General features: G+C 63.0%; 12 protein-coding genes. 2 read left to right on the forward strand and 10 right to left on the reverse strand.

All coding sequences use genetic code 11. From position 1 onward, the window contains the following. Positions 1 to 3: 3 nt before the first annotated feature. The 4 genes from KQH53_18650 to KQH53_18665 form a co-directional block, all read right to left on the reverse strand. Positions 4 to 2,031 (reverse strand): TRAP transporter large permease subunit, encoded by a 2,028-nt coding sequence (locus tag KQH53_18650; protein ID MCB2228703.1) that lies wholly within the window; start codon positions 2,029 to 2,031, stop codon positions 4 to 6. Positions 2,032 to 2,251: 220 nt separating this feature from the next. Continuing rightward, positions 2,252 to 3,280: a TRAP transporter substrate-binding protein DctP gene (gene dctP / locus KQH53_18655; GenBank protein ID MCB2228704.1), complete on the reverse strand. Its 1,029-nt coding sequence runs from the start codon at positions 3,278 to 3,280 to the stop codon at positions 2,252 to 2,254. A 94-nt stretch (positions 3,281 to 3,374) separates the two neighbouring features. Next, the gene (locus tag KQH53_18660; protein MCB2228705.1) at positions 3,375 to 4,721 is read right to left on the reverse strand and encodes a CoA transferase; all 1,347 of its coding nucleotides are present in this window, start codon (positions 4,719 to 4,721) and stop codon (positions 3,375 to 3,377) included. Between the two features lie 34 nt (positions 4,722 to 4,755). Beyond that, complete coding sequence (locus KQH53_18665; protein ID MCB2228706.1) at positions 4,756 to 6,126, reverse strand: CoA transferase; 1,371 nt, start codon at positions 6,124 to 6,126, stop codon at positions 4,756 to 4,758. 393 nt (positions 6,127 to 6,519) lie between these two features. Between KQH53_18665 and KQH53_18670 the strand changes: the two genes are divergently transcribed. Beyond that, the gene (locus KQH53_18670) at positions 6,520 to 7,965 is read left to right on the forward strand and encodes a sigma 54-interacting transcriptional regulator (GenBank protein MCB2228707.1); all 1,446 of its coding nucleotides are present in this window, start codon (positions 6,520 to 6,522) and stop codon (positions 7,963 to 7,965) included. A 146-nt stretch (positions 7,966 to 8,111) separates the two neighbouring features. On the opposite strand, the gene KQH53_18675 is transcribed toward KQH53_18670, so the two are convergent. Both KQH53_18675 and KQH53_18680 read right to left on the reverse strand, forming a co-directional pair. Beyond that, the gene (locus tag KQH53_18675; GenBank protein ID MCB2228708.1) at positions 8,112 to 8,921 is read right to left on the reverse strand and encodes a hypothetical protein; all 810 of its coding nucleotides are present in this window, start codon (positions 8,919 to 8,921) and stop codon (positions 8,112 to 8,114) included. A gap of 116 nt (positions 8,922 to 9,037) precedes the next feature. Further along, positions 9,038 to 10,687 carry an arylsulfatase gene (locus KQH53_18680; GenBank protein MCB2228709.1) on the reverse strand — a complete coding sequence of 550 codons (1,650 nt, stop codon included), beginning with the start codon at positions 10,685 to 10,687 and terminating at the stop codon, positions 9,038 to 9,040. Positions 10,688 to 10,962: 275 nt separating this feature from the next. Here KQH53_18680 and KQH53_18685 point away from each other — a divergent pair, with 275 nt between their 5' ends. Continuing rightward, on the forward strand, positions 10,963 to 11,886 hold the full coding sequence (locus KQH53_18685; protein ID MCB2228710.1) for a LysR family transcriptional regulator: 924 nt from the start codon (positions 10,963 to 10,965) through the stop codon (positions 11,884 to 11,886). Positions 11,887 to 11,993: 107 nt separating this feature from the next. Here KQH53_18685 and KQH53_18690 read toward each other — a convergent pair whose 3' ends face one another. From KQH53_18690 to proV, 4 genes are all read right to left on the reverse strand, one after another. Beyond that, positions 11,994 to 13,280 carry a hypothetical protein gene (locus KQH53_18690; GenBank protein MCB2228711.1) on the reverse strand — a complete coding sequence of 429 codons (1,287 nt, stop codon included), beginning with the start codon at positions 13,278 to 13,280 and terminating at the stop codon, positions 11,994 to 11,996. A gap of 114 nt (positions 13,281 to 13,394) precedes the next feature. Next, on the reverse strand, positions 13,395 to 14,426 hold the full coding sequence (gene proX / locus KQH53_18695; protein MCB2228712.1) for a glycine betaine/L-proline ABC transporter substrate-binding protein ProX: 1,032 nt from the start codon (positions 14,424 to 14,426) through the stop codon (positions 13,395 to 13,397). A 79-nt stretch (positions 14,427 to 14,505) separates the two neighbouring features. After that, entirely contained in the window at positions 14,506 to 15,342 is an 837-nt protein-coding gene (locus KQH53_18700) for a proline/glycine betaine ABC transporter permease (protein MCB2228713.1), read from the reverse strand. 18 nt (positions 15,343 to 15,360) lie between these two features. Continuing rightward, on the reverse strand, positions 15,361 to 16,569 hold the full coding sequence (gene proV / locus KQH53_18705) for a glycine betaine/L-proline ABC transporter ATP-binding protein ProV (protein ID MCB2228714.1): 1,209 nt from the start codon (positions 16,567 to 16,569) through the stop codon (positions 15,361 to 15,363). Between the last annotated feature and the right edge of the window lie 198 nt (positions 16,570 to 16,767).

Consider the following 16,767-nt stretch of genomic DNA (forward strand, 5'->3'; position numbering starts at 1 on the left):
TTTTCATTGCAGGCTGCTCATCTGGTTGGGCAGCCACATGATGATCTGGGGCAGGAGGTAGAACAACATTATGTTGGCTAAAAACACCCCCACAAAGGGCAGCACCCCGTAGACGATCTCCTTGAGCGAGGTGTCGCCGCTCATGCCTTTGAGGATGAACAGGATCACCCCCACCGGCGGTGTGATCAACCCGATCTCGATCATCATGACCAACACCACCCCGAACCAGATGGGATGCAGGCCCAGGGCGGTCACGATGGGGAAGGAAATGGGCAGGGTCATGAGCATCATGGAGACCGGGTCGATGAACATGCCCAGGATGATGTAGACGACGACCAGCACGGCTATCACCATGCCGGGGGCCAGGGCGGCCCCTTGGATAACCTCCACCAGGATGCGGGGGAGCCGGATGTAATCAAAGGCGTAACCCATCACCGAGGCAAAGGCCACGATGATGATCAGGAAGGAGGTGACCTTGATGGTCTCCATCACCGAGTCCAGCAGGACCTGGAAGGTCATCTTTTTCTTGATCAGGCACAGCCCGCCGGCGATGAGCGCCCCGATGGCCCCGGCCTCGGTGGGGGTGGCCACTCCCAGGTATAGCGAGCCCAGCACCCCCACGATGAGAACCACGAAGGGGAGAACGCCCTTCAGGGCCCTGAACTTCTCTCCCCAGCTGTAATAAACGCCCCGGGGCGCGGCCTGGGGCCGGATGATGGACCATACCAGGACCACGCCCATGAACGAGGCCATGAGCAACAGGCCGGGCACGATGCCCGCGATGAACAGGGCGCTGATGGGCTGGCCCACCAAAGAGCCGTAAATGATCATGGCTATGGAGGGCGGAATCAGGATGCCCAGGGTGCCGCCCGCGGCCACCACCCCATAAGTAAGGCGGGGGCTGTAGCCCCGCTCGGTCATTTCGGGGCAGGCGGTCATGCCCATGGTGGCGGCGGTGGCCAGGCTGGAGCCGGAGACCGCCGCGAAGATGCCGCAGGCGCCCACCGTGGCGTGGGCGATGCCGCCGGGGAAGCGGCCGAGCCATTTGAGCATGACCCCGAACAAGTCGCTGGTCACGCCGCTGCGCAACAGGAAGGCCCCCATCAGAATGAACATGGGCACCGCGGTGAAGGCGAAAGAGTTGACGTTGGTCCAGGCCCTCTCGGCGATCACCTGCAACTGTGGGACCGGCAGCAGAAACAGCACCCCCAGGGCGCCCACCATGCCCAGGGAGATGGCGATGCGCACCCCCATGGCCATCAACAGCAGCAGGTAGGCGGCCATCACCCCGCCCTGGGCAAGGACGGACAGGTCGCGGGACCAGTAAAACACCAACCCGCCCCCGAGAACCAACAGCGCCGTGGTCAAGGCGACTTTGGGACCGTTCCAAAGCAGGGCGGTCGCCAGCACCGCGATCACCACGCCGAGGGTGCCCCAATCAAGCGGCGTGCCCGCCACGCTGGGCGGCTTCAGGCCCAGGTGAAACAAAAGGGGCGCCAGGGCGGCCAGCAATAACAGGCCGGCCGTTTCGCGCCAGCGCTCCAAAGCCGGGCTGAGGCCCCGGGCCTCGCCCAGGGCGGCCAGGGCATAAACCGTGAGCCCCAGGGCCACCGCGGTCTCGGGAATCCAGAGGGGCGTGACCAGCAAGCCCCAGGCCTTGGCCCCGCCCACATACTCGGAGTAGGTGAACAGGATCATTTGCCAGGCGGCGACGATCAGAAAAACCACGCTCACCCAGGCCGAGGTTTGCAACAGCCATTGCCGCGAGGCATCGCCGAGGTTGTTGACCAGGATCTCCACCCGGATGTGGGCGTCCTGGCGCTGGGCGTAGCCGGCCGCCAAAAAAGCCGTGCCCACGAACAGATACAGCGAGTACTCCGAAACCCAGGAAGTGGGCTCGTTGAACAGGTACCTGGAGACCACCTCGTAACTGATGATCAACACCATGAGCAGGGTGCCGGCGCCGCAGATCCATCCTGTGCCCAGCGACAGGCCGTCTATGGCTTTTTCCAACCAGCTTTTGTTTTGCACGCGGTTATTCCTGATTCTGATGCATGGTTCTTTTGGGATTGAGTCTTCCCGTTCCGCCTTCGCCCCACGGCTCCCCCGGTTGCGGCAGGTCATGGCCGCCGAGCCCGGCTTGCCTCACCGCCATTGGCGGCACCTCTGGTATCAAGGGCTGCCCGGAGCCCGGGCCCTGCCGGCGCAGGTGAGGGGAGGCCGGCAAAGGCGCCGGGTCCGGGCGGGGGGATTAGTAGTCCAACTTCTTGTTCAAAAGCTTGAGGGCCTTTTCCACGAACGCCTTGCCGTCAAAGCCGGCCTTGGAGGCGCGCTTGAAAAAGGCCTGGTAAACCGGCTTGATGTTTTTGGCCTGGAACAGCATCTTCACCTGGTCCTGGGGCGCCACGTAATACTCCACGCCCTTGCTGGTCCACTTCTTGGGGAAGTTTTTAATGATGCCGGCGTAGTTGGCAAAGGCATCCTGCTCCAGCTTCTGCCCCACCGCCGCGATCTTCTTTTGCAGGTCGGCAGGCAGTTTGTTCCACTCGTCGTTGTTGATCACGATGGGGAAAGGCAGGATGGTCGAGATGGGCCAAAGGGAAACGTTCTTGGCCACGGTGTAGAAGGCTTGGCCATAGGCCCAGCAGGAGGAGGTGAACACGCCGTCGATGATGCCGCGCTGCAGGGCGGGTAGCACCTCGGAGGCGGGCATGGGAGTGGGCTTGGCGCCGATAGCCGCCACCAGGGTCGCGGTCTCGATGTTGTGCACCCTGATCTTCTTGCCCTTGAAGTCGGCCAGAGTCTTGACCGGCTTGATGGAGATGAGGTTCTGGGGGCAGAACAGGCCCCACATCAAGGCCTTGCTGTTGTAGTGCTTGGCCAGCATCTTGTCCAGGTCCGCCCGCCAAAAGCCGTAGAAGACCTTCTGGAATTCATCCAGGTTGTCCATGAGCCCGGGCAGCTGGGAGAGGCCGAACTCGGGGTTGGTGGCCGAGTAGTAACCACCCAGAATGGTCGACAGCTGGACCCGGTCGTCGCGGACCGACTGCGCGAGCTGAGTGCCCTTGACCAGGGAATCGTTGAGGATGATCTGGACCTGGCCGCCCGTGGCCTCCTTGACCTTCTTGGCGAACAGCTCGGTGTATTCCACATAGGTGGTTCCCTTGACCGGCAGATAGGCCAGGGTCAGCTTGTGGGTGGCCGCGCTGGCGGCCAGGGCGCCGCCCAGGGTCAGGGCCGCTATCAGGGCGCCGGCCATGATGGCCTTGATCGGTTTCATAATCTTCCCTCCTTAGGATTTATCGTCACTTACTGCTTCCTATGCCATAAAACCCGTGGGCGCCGGGGAATCGCCCCTCTGTCCTCCGCGGCTATTACACCACCCCGGCTTCTCTGAGCCCATGCAGGCCGGCCGGCCCCAGGCCCATGTACTTTTGAAAAACGAACTCGTTGTCATAGCCGGCCGGCCGGCAGACCCATTTGGTCCTGATGGGGGTCTCGGTCATCTTGTGCTGGGCCTGGGCCGCCACCACCCGCCCGAAGAGCGGGTCTTCGGTGGGGGTGAATATGCCCCGCTGATTCCAGTTGGGATCGGCCATGGCCTCTTGCGGCGAGATGATCGGGGCGATCACCGGGGTGATCGGGGCCAGGCGGCCGCTCCGGCCGTATTCCACCGACATCCTCACCAGCTCTTCGCTGGTGTGGCGCGCGGTGAACGCGGCCACCTCAGGAAAGTATTTGAGCTGGGACTCGCGGTTCAAAAAGGGCGAAAGGGATTGCCAGGAGCCCACCTCCCACTCGTCCCACTTGCCCATGAGGTCGCAGAAGGCCTGCCACATCTCCAGGCGCAGACCGCCCAGGAACACCCCCCCGTCGCTGGTGGGGGCGAAGCAATACAGCCACAGGGCGTTGTCCAGGCCGCCCAGCCGTTCGGTTATGTGGCCCCCGCCCTGGAACCAGATGTGGGAGTAGTCGTCCAGGCGCATGTAGGCCTCGGTGGTGGATACGTCCAGGGCCTGGCCCCGGCCGCTGGCCATGCGCCAATGCAGGGCGGCCAGGATGCCGGTGGCCATGAAGGTGCCCGCGGTGCACCAGGCGATCCAGGGGCTGGCCTTGGTGGACACCGCCCAGGGGCACTCGTCCAGGGGCTGGCCGGGGGGAGGCACCGCCCCGGTGGCGTACTGGATGCCCGAACGGGCCTGGGCCACGTTGTCGTAGTCCGGGCTGGGCTGATCGCTCAGGGGCCCGAACTGGCCTTGCGAGGTGATGGAGGCGAAGATGAGGCCGGGGTTGGCCTGCTCCAGGTCCTCGTAGCCCAGTCCCCAGGCGTCCATTACGCCGGGAGCGTAGGTCTCGATGAGCACGTCCGCCTGGGCGGCCAGCCCGCGCAGCAGCTCGCGGCCGCGGGTTTGCTCCAGGTCCAGGGTGATGTGGTATTTGTTGCGCCCCTCGGTGAGATAGTTGAGGCCCTCCCCCTGGTGGCGCATGCCGTAAGGGGTGCAGGTGCGCAAGAAGTCGCCACCCGGCGGCTCGACCCTTATCACCTCGGCCCCGAACTCGGCCAGCATGGAGGAGCAGTAGGCTCCGGCATAGCTGTTGTTGCTCAGGTCCAACACCACCAGGTCGTCCAGAGCCTCGGGCTTGGGCCCGGCGGCGGCGGGGTCGTCCTCTTGGCGGATCCAGTCGGCCCACTCGGCCCATTTCGGTCTTGCCGTGTTCATCTGTTCCCTCTTGGTTGTCCCGTCCCGGTTTGGTTCATCGCTTGCGCATTATCAGTCCGGCCTCGCCGTCCCAGTCCGGTGGCGGCCGTCTGCCGGGGCGGTCGGCCCATTTGCCCAGGGCGCCCTTTTCGTAGAGCCCCTCTATCTCTTGCTCGCTTTTATCGAGGATGCTTTTCAGGAGGAATTCGTTGTCAAAGCCCACCGGCCGCGCGGCCCATTTTTTCTGAGGCGGAGTCTTGGACATCATCACCGGGAACTCGTGATCCAGGTATTGGCCGTACAGGGCGTCGTCCACCTGGGTCATGAAGCCCCGGGCGCGGCAGTGCTCGTCTTCCACCACTTGGCGGGCGTCGCGCACCCGGGAGGCGGCGAAGCCATGTTGCCGGGCCAAGCTTTCTATTTCCTCGGGGGTCAGCTCCGCCGCCCACTGGGCGATGATGGCCAGCAGCTCGGTGGCGTTTTCATCCTTCAGGCGCTCCAGGTGCTCGGCGAAGCGGGGGTCCTCGGCCAGCTCCTCGCGGCCCATGGCCCGGCAAAGGCCAACGAACTCCTGGGGCGCGGCGGCGGCCAGGGCCAGCAAGCCGCCATCGGCGCAACGGAAGGTGTCGGCCGGGCAGATGGAGACGTCCCGGTTGCCGGCCGGCGGGGGGCACTGGCCGGTGAGGTCCATATAGGGCCAGACCCAGGACATGGTGCGCATGATGCTTTCGGTCTGGGATATCTCTATGTATTGGCCCTTGCCGGTGCGGTCGCGGTGGTGCAGGGCGCTGAGCACCGCCACCTCGGCCATCAAAGCGCCGTACATGTCGCAAAGGTAGCTCATCTGCTTCACCGGCGTCTGACCGGGGAAGGAGGACATCCAGGCGAGGCCGGAGAAGGCCTGGGAGGCGCCGTCGTTGGAGGGGCGGTTCTCCTCGGCGTAGGTGCCCCACTGCCCGAAGCCGTTCTTCTCTATATAGATGAGCCCGGGGTTGATCTCCTTTATCTTGCGGTAGTCGACGTTGAAGCGTTCCATCACCCCGGGGCGCAAGTTGTTCTCGATTATGTCCGCCTTGGCGGCCAGCTGGCGAAACACCTCCTGGCCTTCGGGCTTGTGCAGGTCCAGCCCCAGGTAATACTTGTTCACGTTGTCATGCAAAAAAAGCGGGCTCTGCTCCTTGAAGCGGTAGCCCGAACAACTGAGGTCGCGTTCCAGGTCTCCCAAGGGGGGAATCTCCACCTTGATGGCCTCGGCTCCCATCTCGGCCAGCCAGCTGGGCCCGGAAGGGCCGAAGACTATGGTGCAGACCTCCAAGACTCTCAGACCTTTTAGCGGTTTTGGTTTGTGTCCCTTGTTTCTGACGTAATCTTTCCAGGTCTCGGCGGCCATCAAGTGCACCTCTTGGGCAGAGTGTTCGCGCGGCATGGTTCATGCCGGTATGGGTATGCAAAGGCTTGCCGAGTGATATGAGCAAGTGACGTGCCAGCTCCGCAGCAAACGGGCCTGATAATTTGATTTGGATTTTAACTGTTAACTCAATGAGATACGACGCGAGCCATTTGATGGCCGCAAAGCAAGCCATGACAACGTGTGGCTTATTGCTACACATTGGCGCATGCCGCCAACCAAGCCTTTTTTACGTTCACCTGGTGAAAAGGATTAATTCCCACCCTGGGCCTTAGCGTCAAAGTCTTTAATTTTTAAAACGAAAACAAACCGGAAAACCTGAGCTTGATTCAGGGGCTTTGCCCGGCATAGGATACTGTTGCCGTTTAGCCACATGTGGCTGTTTCGCATCACTTCCGGGAGAGTCGGGTCATGCACCAGCCGGTTTACAGTTACAACGAGAACGAATTCGACCTGTTGAGGGAAAACCAGGCCTTTCGCAAACGCATTGCCGAGCTGGAGGAGAAGCTGGAGCTGTCGGACCTGGTTTTCGAACATATTGAAAACGGCGCCCTGGTGACCGACCCCGAAGGGAAGATAATCCGCTTCAACCGGCCCTACGCCGATTTCATGGAGGTGGACCCCAGCGACCTGATCGGCCGCCAGGTCACCGAGGTCATAGACAACACCCGCATGCATATCGTGGCCCAGACCGGCAAGCCCGAAAGCATGCTGATCCAGCGCATCAAGGAAAAGGACCTGGTGGTGCAGCGCATCCCCATCAAGAAGAACGGCCAGGTCATGGCCGTCTTCGGGCAGATCATGTTCAAGGACCTGAGGGAGATCCACGCCCTGGCCAAGACCTTGGAGCTCATGGAGTCGCGGGTGCGGCTTTATGAAGAGGAGCTGACCGCCCTGCGGAGGGCCCGCTACACCCTGCAAAGCATCAAGGGGACCAGCCAAAGCATGAGCCGCCTCCGCGCGGAAGCCGAGCAGGCCGGAGGCCATAGCCTGCCCGTGCTGATCACCGGGGAATCCGGGACCGGCAAGGAGATCTTCGCCCAGGCCATTCACAATGCCAGCCATCGGCGGCTGCATCCCTTTGTGCGCATCAACTGCGCGGCCATACCCCACGATCTTTTTGAGTCCGAGCTTTTCGGCTACGCCAAGGGCGCCTTCACCGGGGCCCTGTCGCAGGGCAAGCCGGGCAAGTTCGAGCTGGCCGGGGCGGGCACCTTGTTTTTGGACGAGATAGGCGAGATGCCCCTGGAGATGCAGCCCAAGCTTCTGCAGATTTTGGAGGAAAAGGTCTACGAGCGGGTGGGCGGGGTAAAACCCATGCGCACCCAGTGCCGCATCATGGCCGCCACCAACCGCAACCTGGAAAACATGATGAACGAGGGCTCCTTTCGCAAGGACCTGTTCTTCCGCCTCAACGTGGTGCCCATCCGTTTAAGCCCCCTGCGGGAACGCAGGGATGACATCCTGCCCATTGCGCGCCACCTGCTGGAACAGATAGCCCAGGATTTCGGCCAGGTGCGCTACACCCTGGCCGAAGAGGCGGCGGCCATACTCACGGCCTACGATTGGCCGGGAAACGTGCGTGAGTTGCACAACGTGCTGGAAAGGGCCCTATCGCTGATGAAGGGTGAGCACATAAAGGCCGACAGCCTGCCCCTGTATCTGCGCAGGCAGCAGCATCTGCCGGTGGTGGAAGACCATTGGGACCTCAAGGCATTGGTCAGGCAGACCGAAAAGAAGGTTATCACCGAAGCCCTGGCCTCCACCGACAATAACAAGGCCCTGACCGCCCGCCTCCTGGGCATAGACCGCACCGTGCTCTACCGGAAGATGAAGAAGTACGGCATCGCCGGCTGAGCGCGAACTCCAGCCAAGGTCGGACAGTTAGGCCAGTTTTGTCCGCCGGGCGCTGTTCAGCCCAAAAAATGATTGGGACCGGCCAGGCGGCCGGCCCCAATATCTCGCGGGGGTGTTTATGCCTCGGGCGGGAAGCGGCGCGTTCCCTACTCTATGAACTGCATGTTGATACCGGCGTAAATCTGCCAGTCGGCCCAACCGTCTCCCCGGTCGAGCACCGAGACCTGAGGCTCCACGAATAGATTGAAAACCGTCTTGCCCATCTTGATGACCTTGCCCACGCCCACTCCCAGGGGCACGCTGTAGCCGCCGTCTTCCAGGTCATAGGCCCAGATGGGGGCGGCGCGCAGGTAGACCCCGTCGCCGAGCTGCAAGAAAGCGAAGGGTTGGAACGCGGCGCTGTTCACGTTCTGCTGGTCGTCGTTGCCCGCGAAGCTGGCCTGCCAGGTGAGCAAATAGCCGTACTGGAAGAGGTGCGAGCTGGCGTTGAACAGCACGTTGGCGAAGCCGCCCGACCACTTCTCCGAGCCCAGATCGTCCTGGGTGGCGGTGGGGGCGGTGAGCTGGGGCCCGATGCCGAAGCTGATCGCCGGGTTGCCGGTGTCGAACAGATAGGCGGCCAGGAAGTTGAAGTCGCCCAGGCCGGTGTCGTGCCCTCCGTCCTGGGAGGGGTAGGTGTTCAACGGCAGGGAGGCCCGCATGATCCAGTCGGTCTTGAGCACCTCGAAGGGCTTGGCCACACGCAGCCAGAACTGGTTGGCATTCTCGCTGGTCCCGGTCATCCGCCCCATGTAATAGGTCTGAAAGTTCACGGCGGTCATCTTGGCCAGGGGGTTGTTGGCCTGAGTGGTGGCGTCCAGGCCGGGATGCACGGCGCCGGTTTCGTCGGCGAAAACGGCGGGAGGGATCAGCCAGGCGCAAGCCAGGACCAGCAGGATCATTGCGGAGCGTCTCATATGCGTTTACCTACTTTTTGCGGCCTGGCATCCGGCCGTAACCGCGTTGGACATTAATAAGAGCGCCCCCGCGAAGGGGGGCGCTCTTACGGTTTTCTTTGACTGCGGCTAGCCGCTTAGTTGCCCGTGGGCATGGGCAGGCTGATGCCTTCCTTGCGCAGCGCATCGCGGACCCACTTGTAGCGCTGGTACTTGCTGATGGTTATGGGCCCTGTGTAAGTCTCGCTTTGCAGCTTGCGAGGCGGATACTTGACGTAGGTCTTCATAAGCTGAGTGACGACTTCGTTGAAGGTGACCATGGTCCAGGTGCGTTCGGTCCAGTTGGTCATGAAGAGGTCGTATCGCTCCTGGGGGTCCTGCCACAGGTCGAAGACCTGGGGCACGGTGGCCACGTACTTTTTGGCGCCCTTCCAGCCCAGGTTGGTGTCCACGGCCAGGCCGCCGGTGGGCTGCCCGTCGTCGCCGCGCAGGTTGAACACGGCCTTGTAGTGGCCCGCGCGCACCGCGCCGGGGCTCAGCTCGTCTTCGGTGAAGTAGAACCAGTTGGTGCGCTTGCTCTTGCCGGTGCCGAAGAGCACCGGGGTCATGTCGTAGCTGTCGAAGTAGATGGGCTGGCCTTCGCGGTCCTTCTTGGGCAGCTCGATACCCGCGATGCTGGCAAAGGTGGCCATGAAGTCCAGGCCGCCCAGGATGTCGTAGTTGCGCACCCCGGCCTTGATCTTGCCGGGCATCAGCGCGATGGCCGGAACCCGGTTGCCGCCCTCGCGCACGGTGCCCTTGGTGCCCCGGAAGGGGGTGTAGCCCGCGTCGGGATACACGTCCTGCCAGGCGCCGTTGTCCGTGGTCCAGAAGACCAGGGTGTTCTTGTCCAGGCCCAGGGCCTTGAGCTTGTTCAGCAGCGCGCCGATGTGGGCGTCCAACTCCACGATGGAGTCGGCGTACTTGGTCTTGGACAGCGACTTGTGCTTGAACTGGGGTGCGGGCAGGTTGGGCTGGTGCACCTTCATGAAGTTCACGTTGATGAAGAAGGGCTTACCCGACTTGGCCGCCTTTTCCAAAAACTCGATCCCGGCCTTTTCCACGTAGTCGTCCAGGAAGGGGATGCCCACCACGCCCTTTTCCGGGGTGTTGACGTACTCGCCGTTGACCTTCCAGTCCTGCTTGGCCTTTTCGCCGGCCTTGCCCGAGAGCGAGCCCTTGGTCACCTTGGCGAACATCTTCCTGAGCTTGGGGTCCATGTCCGGGAACCAGTTGGGGTCGGCATAGGTGTAGGCGTTTAGGTGATAAAGGAAGCAGTACTTCATCTCATCGTAGCCCTGGGCGTTGGGCAGGGCGTAGTCCGATTCGCCCAGGTGCCACTTGCCGGTGAAGTAGGTCTGGTAGCCGGCCTTTTTGAGCACCGAGGCCAGAGTCCACTCCGCCGCGGGCAGGCCGCCGCCCTGGCCCTGGAAGGCCACGGTGGTCATGCCGCTGCGGTTGGGGATGCGGCCGGTCTGCATGGCCGCGCGGCCCGGGGTGCAGCTGGGCTGGGCGTAGAAGGAGAAGAAGGTCATGCCCTGGTCGGCCATGCGGTCCAGGTTGGGAGTGGGCATGCCCCGCCCCTCGCCGCCGCCGTATACGCCCAGGTCGCCGTAGCCGGTGTCGTCGGAGACGATGAGCAGGATGTTGGGTTTCTGGCCGGCGGCCAAAGCCGGCGCCGCGGCCATGACCAGGGCCAAGGCCAAAACGGCCAGCCATAGATGAAGATGCTTAGTGAATATGCGCATGGTTTTTTGACCTCCGTATGTGTCCTGGCGGTTTTGCGGCAAATCATCGAAGCCGCCTGGCCTGGCGCGCGAACCCCGCGCACCGTTCCGGCCGGGCATTCCCCCCGCGAGTCCCTAGTCTATTGATACAGTTTAGGGGCGGATCGCTTCGCGAAACAACAGGGCCTAAAAAGGGCCAAGCGGCGATATATCGGGAAAAGTCAATTTAACCGTTGTGTTGTAGCAAGTGGCCGTTTAATAATGCATAAAAATCCTCATATGGATGTAATTTTTGCATGACTAGTTTGAAAGCCATTACTTACGCCCTGGCCCTCAACGAGCACCGCAGTTTCACCGCGGCCGCCCGCAGCCTGGGCATCTCCCAATCCGCCTTGTCGCGGGCCATCCTAAAGCTGGAGAGCGAGCTGGGGGTGCCCCTGTTCGACCGCAGCCGGCCGGAGGTGGCCCCCACTCCCCACGGGGAGGCCTATCTCGGCAAGGCTTCCAAAATTATTGGGCAATTGGACGAAGCCGAGCAGGAAATCCGCATGATGAGCGGCCTGGAAAATGGCACCTTGCGGGTGGGCTTCGGGCCGGTGTACGTGGCCAGCCTGGCCGGCCCGGCGGTGGGGCGCTTCGTGGCCGACCACCCCCGGGTAAAGGTGCGCATAAGCACCGGGGGATGGGCCGGATTGTCCCAAAAGTTCCTGGCCGGCGGCATGGAACTCTACGTGGGCGAGATCAGCGTCCTGAGCAGCTACGAGGAGCTGAGGACTATTCCCCTGAGCACCCAGTCGGGGGTTTTCTTTTGCCGGCCGGACCATCCCTTGCTGGCGCGGGCCCCGGTGGAGCTGGCCGAGCTGGCCGCCTTTCCCTTTGCCACCGTGCAACTGCCCCAGAGGATAACCGCGTTCCTGGATGAACTGCTGGTGGTGCAAAAGGCCTCCCATGGGATGACCGTGGCCCGGCCGCCCATCGAGTGCGAGAACTTTTTCATCACCAAGCGGGTGGTGGCTCACAGCAACGCCATCGGCCTGACCACCGGCTACGTGCTGCGCGAGGAGTTCGAGAGCGGCGCCTTGCGCGAGCTGAAGGTCAAGGGAAACCGCTTGTCTTCCCAGGGCGGGGTGGCGGTCAAGAGCGGGGCCACTCTCTCCCCGGCCGCCCAGGCCTTCATCTCCTATCTGGTGGAAGCCGACCGGTCCTACGGCGCGGCTTGAGCGGCCGCTTGGTTTAGGGGCTTGGGCCGCACAGGCTCCGGCGGGCCGCCAAAAAGAAGGCCGGGGCCCCAAGGCCCCGGCCGTGTCGCTTTTGCGGGTGGCGGCTGCTAGAAGTAGTAGCCCACGTTGATGTTGAACATCGCGGTCCAATCCGCATCGGGGTCGCCCTCGGCCAAGGCGTTGCTGGAGCCGCCCAGCCACACCATGTTCTTGCCCATGACCAGGTCCACGTAGGTGTAGATCGGGCCCGAGGAGATCAGGCAGCCAAGGGTGTTGATGTAGGAGTCTTCCCAGCCGCTCTTTTCCTTCATGCTCACGCTGAAGTCGTTGTAGAACTGGAGGCCGGTGACCGGGCCCCAGGCGACCGGAACGTCGTAGCTCAGGTTGCCCACCAGCACGGTGGCCTCGCTGGCGATCTGGTAGGACGAGGCGAAGGCGCCCAGAAGCACCGTGTCGTCGCTCACGCCGGCGGGGTTGTCCGGGTTGAAGGCGTAGCGCAGAGCCTCGGCCTCGACGCCGAAGTTGCCGAACTTGGCCCGCACGTGAGGACCGGCGGCCCAGCGGGTGCCGAAGCCGTCGCTGGTGTTGTTGTAGAGCTGGCCGAACATACCGCTGACGCCCACCTCGATGCTGGAGTTCTTCCAGGGCGTGAAGGTGTAGGCCAGGCGCGCGTTGACCGTGTTGGTCTCCTCGTTCTGCTGGTCGCCCACGGTGACCACGTCAAAGGAGTAGCGCTCCAGCTTGCCCGCGTTGCCCCACTCGCCGTTCTTGAAGAAACCCAATTGCAGGTCCCAGTTGCCCGGCTTGTAGAGCCACTTGAGGCCCATGTCGTAGTCGTCGGCCAGGCCCACGTAGTAGGGCACGCCGAACCAGTAGTTGTGGCTGGCGTAGGGCAGCAGACCGATGGGCACCTGGGTGACGCCCAACTGGCCCTGGCTGGCCTCGGAGAAGTTGTAGCCCACCCAGCCGTGGTGGATGACGTTCATGTAGGAGTACCAGCGATACTGCGCGCTGATGAGCAGGTCGTTGTACTCGCCATTGACGTCCAGACGGAAGATATCGAACAGTCCGTCGCCGACCTTGGCCTTCTGGGTGTTGTTGAAGCTGGAGTTGCGGTAATTGAACCTGAGCGCGCCGCCCACCTTGATCTTGGGCTCGTTCTTGCCGGCCTCGGTCACCTTTTGGGCGGCCACATTCACCGACTTTTCCAGCTTGTTTTGCTTGGCATCGCTTTTCTGAAGCTTTTGCTCCAGCTCGGCCACCTTGGCCTTCAAGGACTTCACCTCCTGGATCAGCATCTTCACGTCCTCGTCGGACACCGAAGCCGCCAGGGCGGGCCCGGCCATCAAGGCCAGGCTCAGCAGGAGGCAAAGCGGGATTATCAATTTTCGCATGATGAAGGGATTTCTCCTTTCCGGTTTGGTTTTGGGTCGGGGCGCGTGCCCGGCCCCGCACTTGCGGGGCCGGGTCTAGCCATGCGCCGTTGTCTTGGGGGTGGAGCCAGCCGCCTACTTGGCCGCCTTACGGGCCGCGCTCAGCCAGCTGTTCCACTTGTCCTTGTTTTTGGCGATCCACTCGTCCACGTGGCGCTCGATGTCCTTTGGGGCCTTCTGGCCATTGTTCATCCTGGTGTTCTGGGCGTTGATGTCGCTCAGGGGCAGGGTGAAGACCTCAAAGAACTTTGCCGCCGCCGGGTTGGCCGCCAGGAACTTCTTGTTGGCCACTATGCGGATGTCGCTGACCACGAAGCCCAGCTTGATGGGATCGCTGACCGCGCCCTTGATGCCCGTGGCGGTCATGCGGTCCTTGAAGGCCTCCTGGGTCTTGCTGGGCACGATCTTGGGCACGTTGATCCAGACCACGTCCTCGCCAGGCTTGAGCAGGTGCACGGTCCAGTTGGGGGTCCAGGTATAGAAGAAGATGGGCTTGCCGTTCTTGTAGCGGCCCATGGCGGCGGCCATGCCCGCGGCGTAGGCAGCCTTGATGGGCTTGATGTACTTCCTGAGCTTGTAGGTGTCCAGGTGGAAGCGGATGGCTTTTTCGCAGCCCCAGCCCGGAGGACAGGCGGTCAGGTCGGCCTTGCCGTCGCCGTTGGCGTCAAAGGCCTTGATCACCTCGGGGCGCTTGAAGTCGTCCAGGGACTTGATGTTGAATTTCTCGGCTGCCTTCTTGGAAACCAGGTAGCCCTGCAAGCCGCCGGCCTTGACCACGTAGCCCACCTTGGCCACGGTCTTCTGCCAGTCCTTGGGCATCTGGGGGTCATGCATGGGGAACCAGCCGTTGGTCCAGTAGTCCACGTCGCCCAGGGAGACGGACTTGTAGAAAATGGGGTTGGCCAGGTCCTTGGGCTTTTTCATGTCATAGCCCAGCTCGGTCAGGGCCCGGCGCACCAGGGCCTCCTGGAAGAAGCCGGTGTTCCAGGTGGCGCGGGCCGGCTTCACGGTCACGCCCTTGCCGGGCAGGTCCGCGGCCGAGGCCGCCGTGGGGGCCAGCAGGCAAAGAGCCAAGATCACAAACAAGAGCATTCTGCTGAATCGCATTTTTCCTCCTCGTGGGTTCGCCGCCCGGTGTCGAAGCGCCCGGCGGCCGGTCCGGTTGAGCCGTTGCGGTCTTTGGTTTCTAGGGTTGATCCTTTTTTGCCATGGATTGGGTGATGCGGTCCAGGACCATGGCCATGAAAACGATGCCGATGCCGCCGATGACCGCCTGGCCGATGTCCAGGGTGTTCAGCCCCAGGATCACCGGAGCGCCCAGGCCGCCGGCCCCGATGAGCGCGGCGATCACCACCATGGACAGCGACATCATGATGGTCTGGTTGAGCCCGGCCAGGATGGTGGGCAGGGCGATGGGGATCTGCACCTTGCGCAGAATCTGCCAGCGGGTGCCGCCAAAGGCCTGGCCCGCCTCCACCAGCTCCCGGGGAACCTGGCGGATGCCCAGGTTGGTCAGGCGGATGATGGGCGGCAGGGAGAAGATGATGGTGGCCAACACGCCGGCCACGTTGCCCACCGAAAAGAGCATGACGATGGGCACCAGGTAGACGAAGGCCGGGGTGGTCTGCATGGCGTCCAGCACGGGCCTGAGGTAGGAGTCGAAGCGGTCGCTGCGCGCGGCCAGGATGCCCAGGGGTAAACCCACCGCGGCGCAGAAGATGACCGAGGACACCACCATGGCCAGGGTGGTCATGGTGTCGGCCCAGAGGCCCAGCAGGCCGATGAACACCATGCTGGCTGCGGTGAACACGGCCAGCCACAGGCCCGAGAAACGCCAGGCCACCAGGGCCAGGACGATTATCACCACCCAGGGGGGTATGGCGTTGAGACCCTGGTCGAAGCCCAGCAGAACCTGCTCCACAGGCCATTTGATGGTCTGGAAGAAGTCCCGGAAATTGTTTACCAGCCAGTCCACGAACTGGGAGACCCAGGCGTCCAGGGGTATTACGGCTTCTTGAAACATCTTGATCGCCTCCTTTTATCAGGCCGCCGCTTGCTCGGAGCGGTGCAGGGTCTTGAGGAAGCGGTACTTGGTTACCACGCCCTTGTACTTGTGGTTTTCGTCCACCACCGGCACCGGCCACTCATGGGAGGCCACCAGGGGCAGCACGTCCTGCATGGTGGCGTCCATCAGCACCGGCTCGGCATCCTTGAGGAAGGCCTGCTCCAGGGGAGCGTCCGGGCTGCCCTTTTCGATGGCCCGGGCCAGGGATTCGGTGGACACGGTGCCCAGGTACTTGCGGTCGGAGTTGAGCACGTAGCCGAAATCGCGCTCCTGCTGGCTCAGGTACTCGTGGCTGGCGCGCAGGCTGCCCTTCTTGGTCACGATGATGGTGGGGTAGGAGTCGCGCACGATGTCTCCCACCGAGATGACGTTGGTGGGGTCCACGCCCCGGAAGAAGGCCCGCACGTAGTCGTTGGCCGGGTGCTGCAAAATCTCCTCGGGCGAGCCCACCTGGATCACCTTGCCGCCTTCCATTATAGCGATGCGGTCCCCGATACGGAACGCCTCGTCAAGGTCGTGGCTGATGAACACGATGGTGCGCTGGTCCTTCTCCTGGAGCTTCAACAGCTCGTCCTGCATCTCGGTGCGGATCAGGGGGTCCAGGGCGCTGAAGGCCTCGTCCATGAGCAGGATGGCCGGGTCCACGGCCAGGCCCCGGGCCAGGCCCACCCGCTGCTGCATCCCGCCGCTCAGCTGTTTGGGGTAGGAGTCCTCCCACCCCGCCAGGCCCACCTGGGCCAGGGCCTCCTTGGCCCGGGCGCGGCGCTGGTCCTTGGCCACTCCGGCCAGCTCCAGGCCGAAGGCGGCGTTGTCCAGCACGCTCATATGGGGCATGAGGGCGAAGGACTGGAAGACCATGGACATGTTGTGCAGGCGGAAATGCACCAGCTCTTCCTGGCGCATGGCGGTCACGTCCGCCCCGTCGGCGATGACCCGGCCGGCGCTGGGGTCGATGAGCCGGTTGAACATGCGCACGATGGTGGACTTGCCCGAGCCGGACAGGCCCATGATCACGAATATTTCGCCTTCGTTGATGCTGAAACTGGCGTCCTGCACGCCCACGGTGAGGCCGGTCTGGTCGAAAATTTCCTCTTTGCTGAGGCCCTCGCGGCATAAGCGCAGCCCCTCTTTGGGGTTGGGCCCGAAGATCTTGTACAGCCCTTCGACTCTGATTTTCTCGGTCATGGCTCCCCTTGCAATATGGGTTGAAAGGCGCCCGGCACCTGCTCTGGGAATTAAAAATACGAGCCGCGGTCCGATCGGGGCGGGCCGCATGGGAGCGGGTGTTCAGATCAGTCGTTGATCAGATAGGTGCGGCAGAGCCAGGTGTGACGCCAGGAGTGGCAGCCGCAGAAAACCTTGTCCCCCGGGCGGCTAGTCGCG

The sequence above is a fragment of the Desulfarculaceae bacterium genome, assembly GCA_020444545.1.
In the GTDB taxonomy this organism is placed as follows: Bacteria; Desulfobacterota; Desulfarculia; order Desulfarculales; family Desulfarculaceae; genus Desulfoferula.

Coding starts and splice junctions, on each gene's coding strand:
- KQH53_18665 (MCB2228706.1), bottom strand. CDS start 6,126: ATGCCGCGCGAACACTCTGCCCAAGAGGTGCACTTGATGGCCGCCGAG.
- proV (MCB2228714.1), bottom strand. CDS start 16,569: ATGACCGAGAAAATCAGAGTCGAAGGGCTGTACAAGATCTTCGGGCCC.
- KQH53_18680 (MCB2228709.1), bottom strand. CDS start 10,687: ATGCGCATATTCACTAAGCATCTTCATCTATGGCTGGCCGTTTTGGCC.
- KQH53_18685 (MCB2228710.1), top strand. CDS start 10,963: ATGACTAGTTTGAAAGCCATTACTTACGCCCTGGCCCTCAACGAGCAC.
- KQH53_18670 (MCB2228707.1), top strand. CDS start 6,520: ATGCACCAGCCGGTTTACAGTTACAACGAGAACGAATTCGACCTGTTG.
- KQH53_18660 (MCB2228705.1), bottom strand. CDS start 4,721: ATGAACACGGCAAGACCGAAATGGGCCGAGTGGGCCGACTGGATCCGC.
- KQH53_18675 (MCB2228708.1), bottom strand. CDS start 8,921: ATGAGACGCTCCGCAATGATCCTGCTGGTCCTGGCTTGCGCCTGGCTG.
- KQH53_18690 (MCB2228711.1), bottom strand. CDS start 13,280: ATGCGAAAATTGATAATCCCGCTTTGCCTCCTGCTGAGCCTGGCCTTG.
- KQH53_18700 (MCB2228713.1), bottom strand. CDS start 15,342: ATGTTTCAAGAAGCCGTAATACCCCTGGACGCCTGGGTCTCCCAGTTC.
- dctP (MCB2228704.1), bottom strand. CDS start 3,280: ATGAAACCGATCAAGGCCATCATGGCCGGCGCCCTGATAGCGGCCCTG.
- proX (MCB2228712.1), bottom strand. CDS start 14,426: ATGCGATTCAGCAGAATGCTCTTGTTTGTGATCTTGGCTCTTTGCCTG.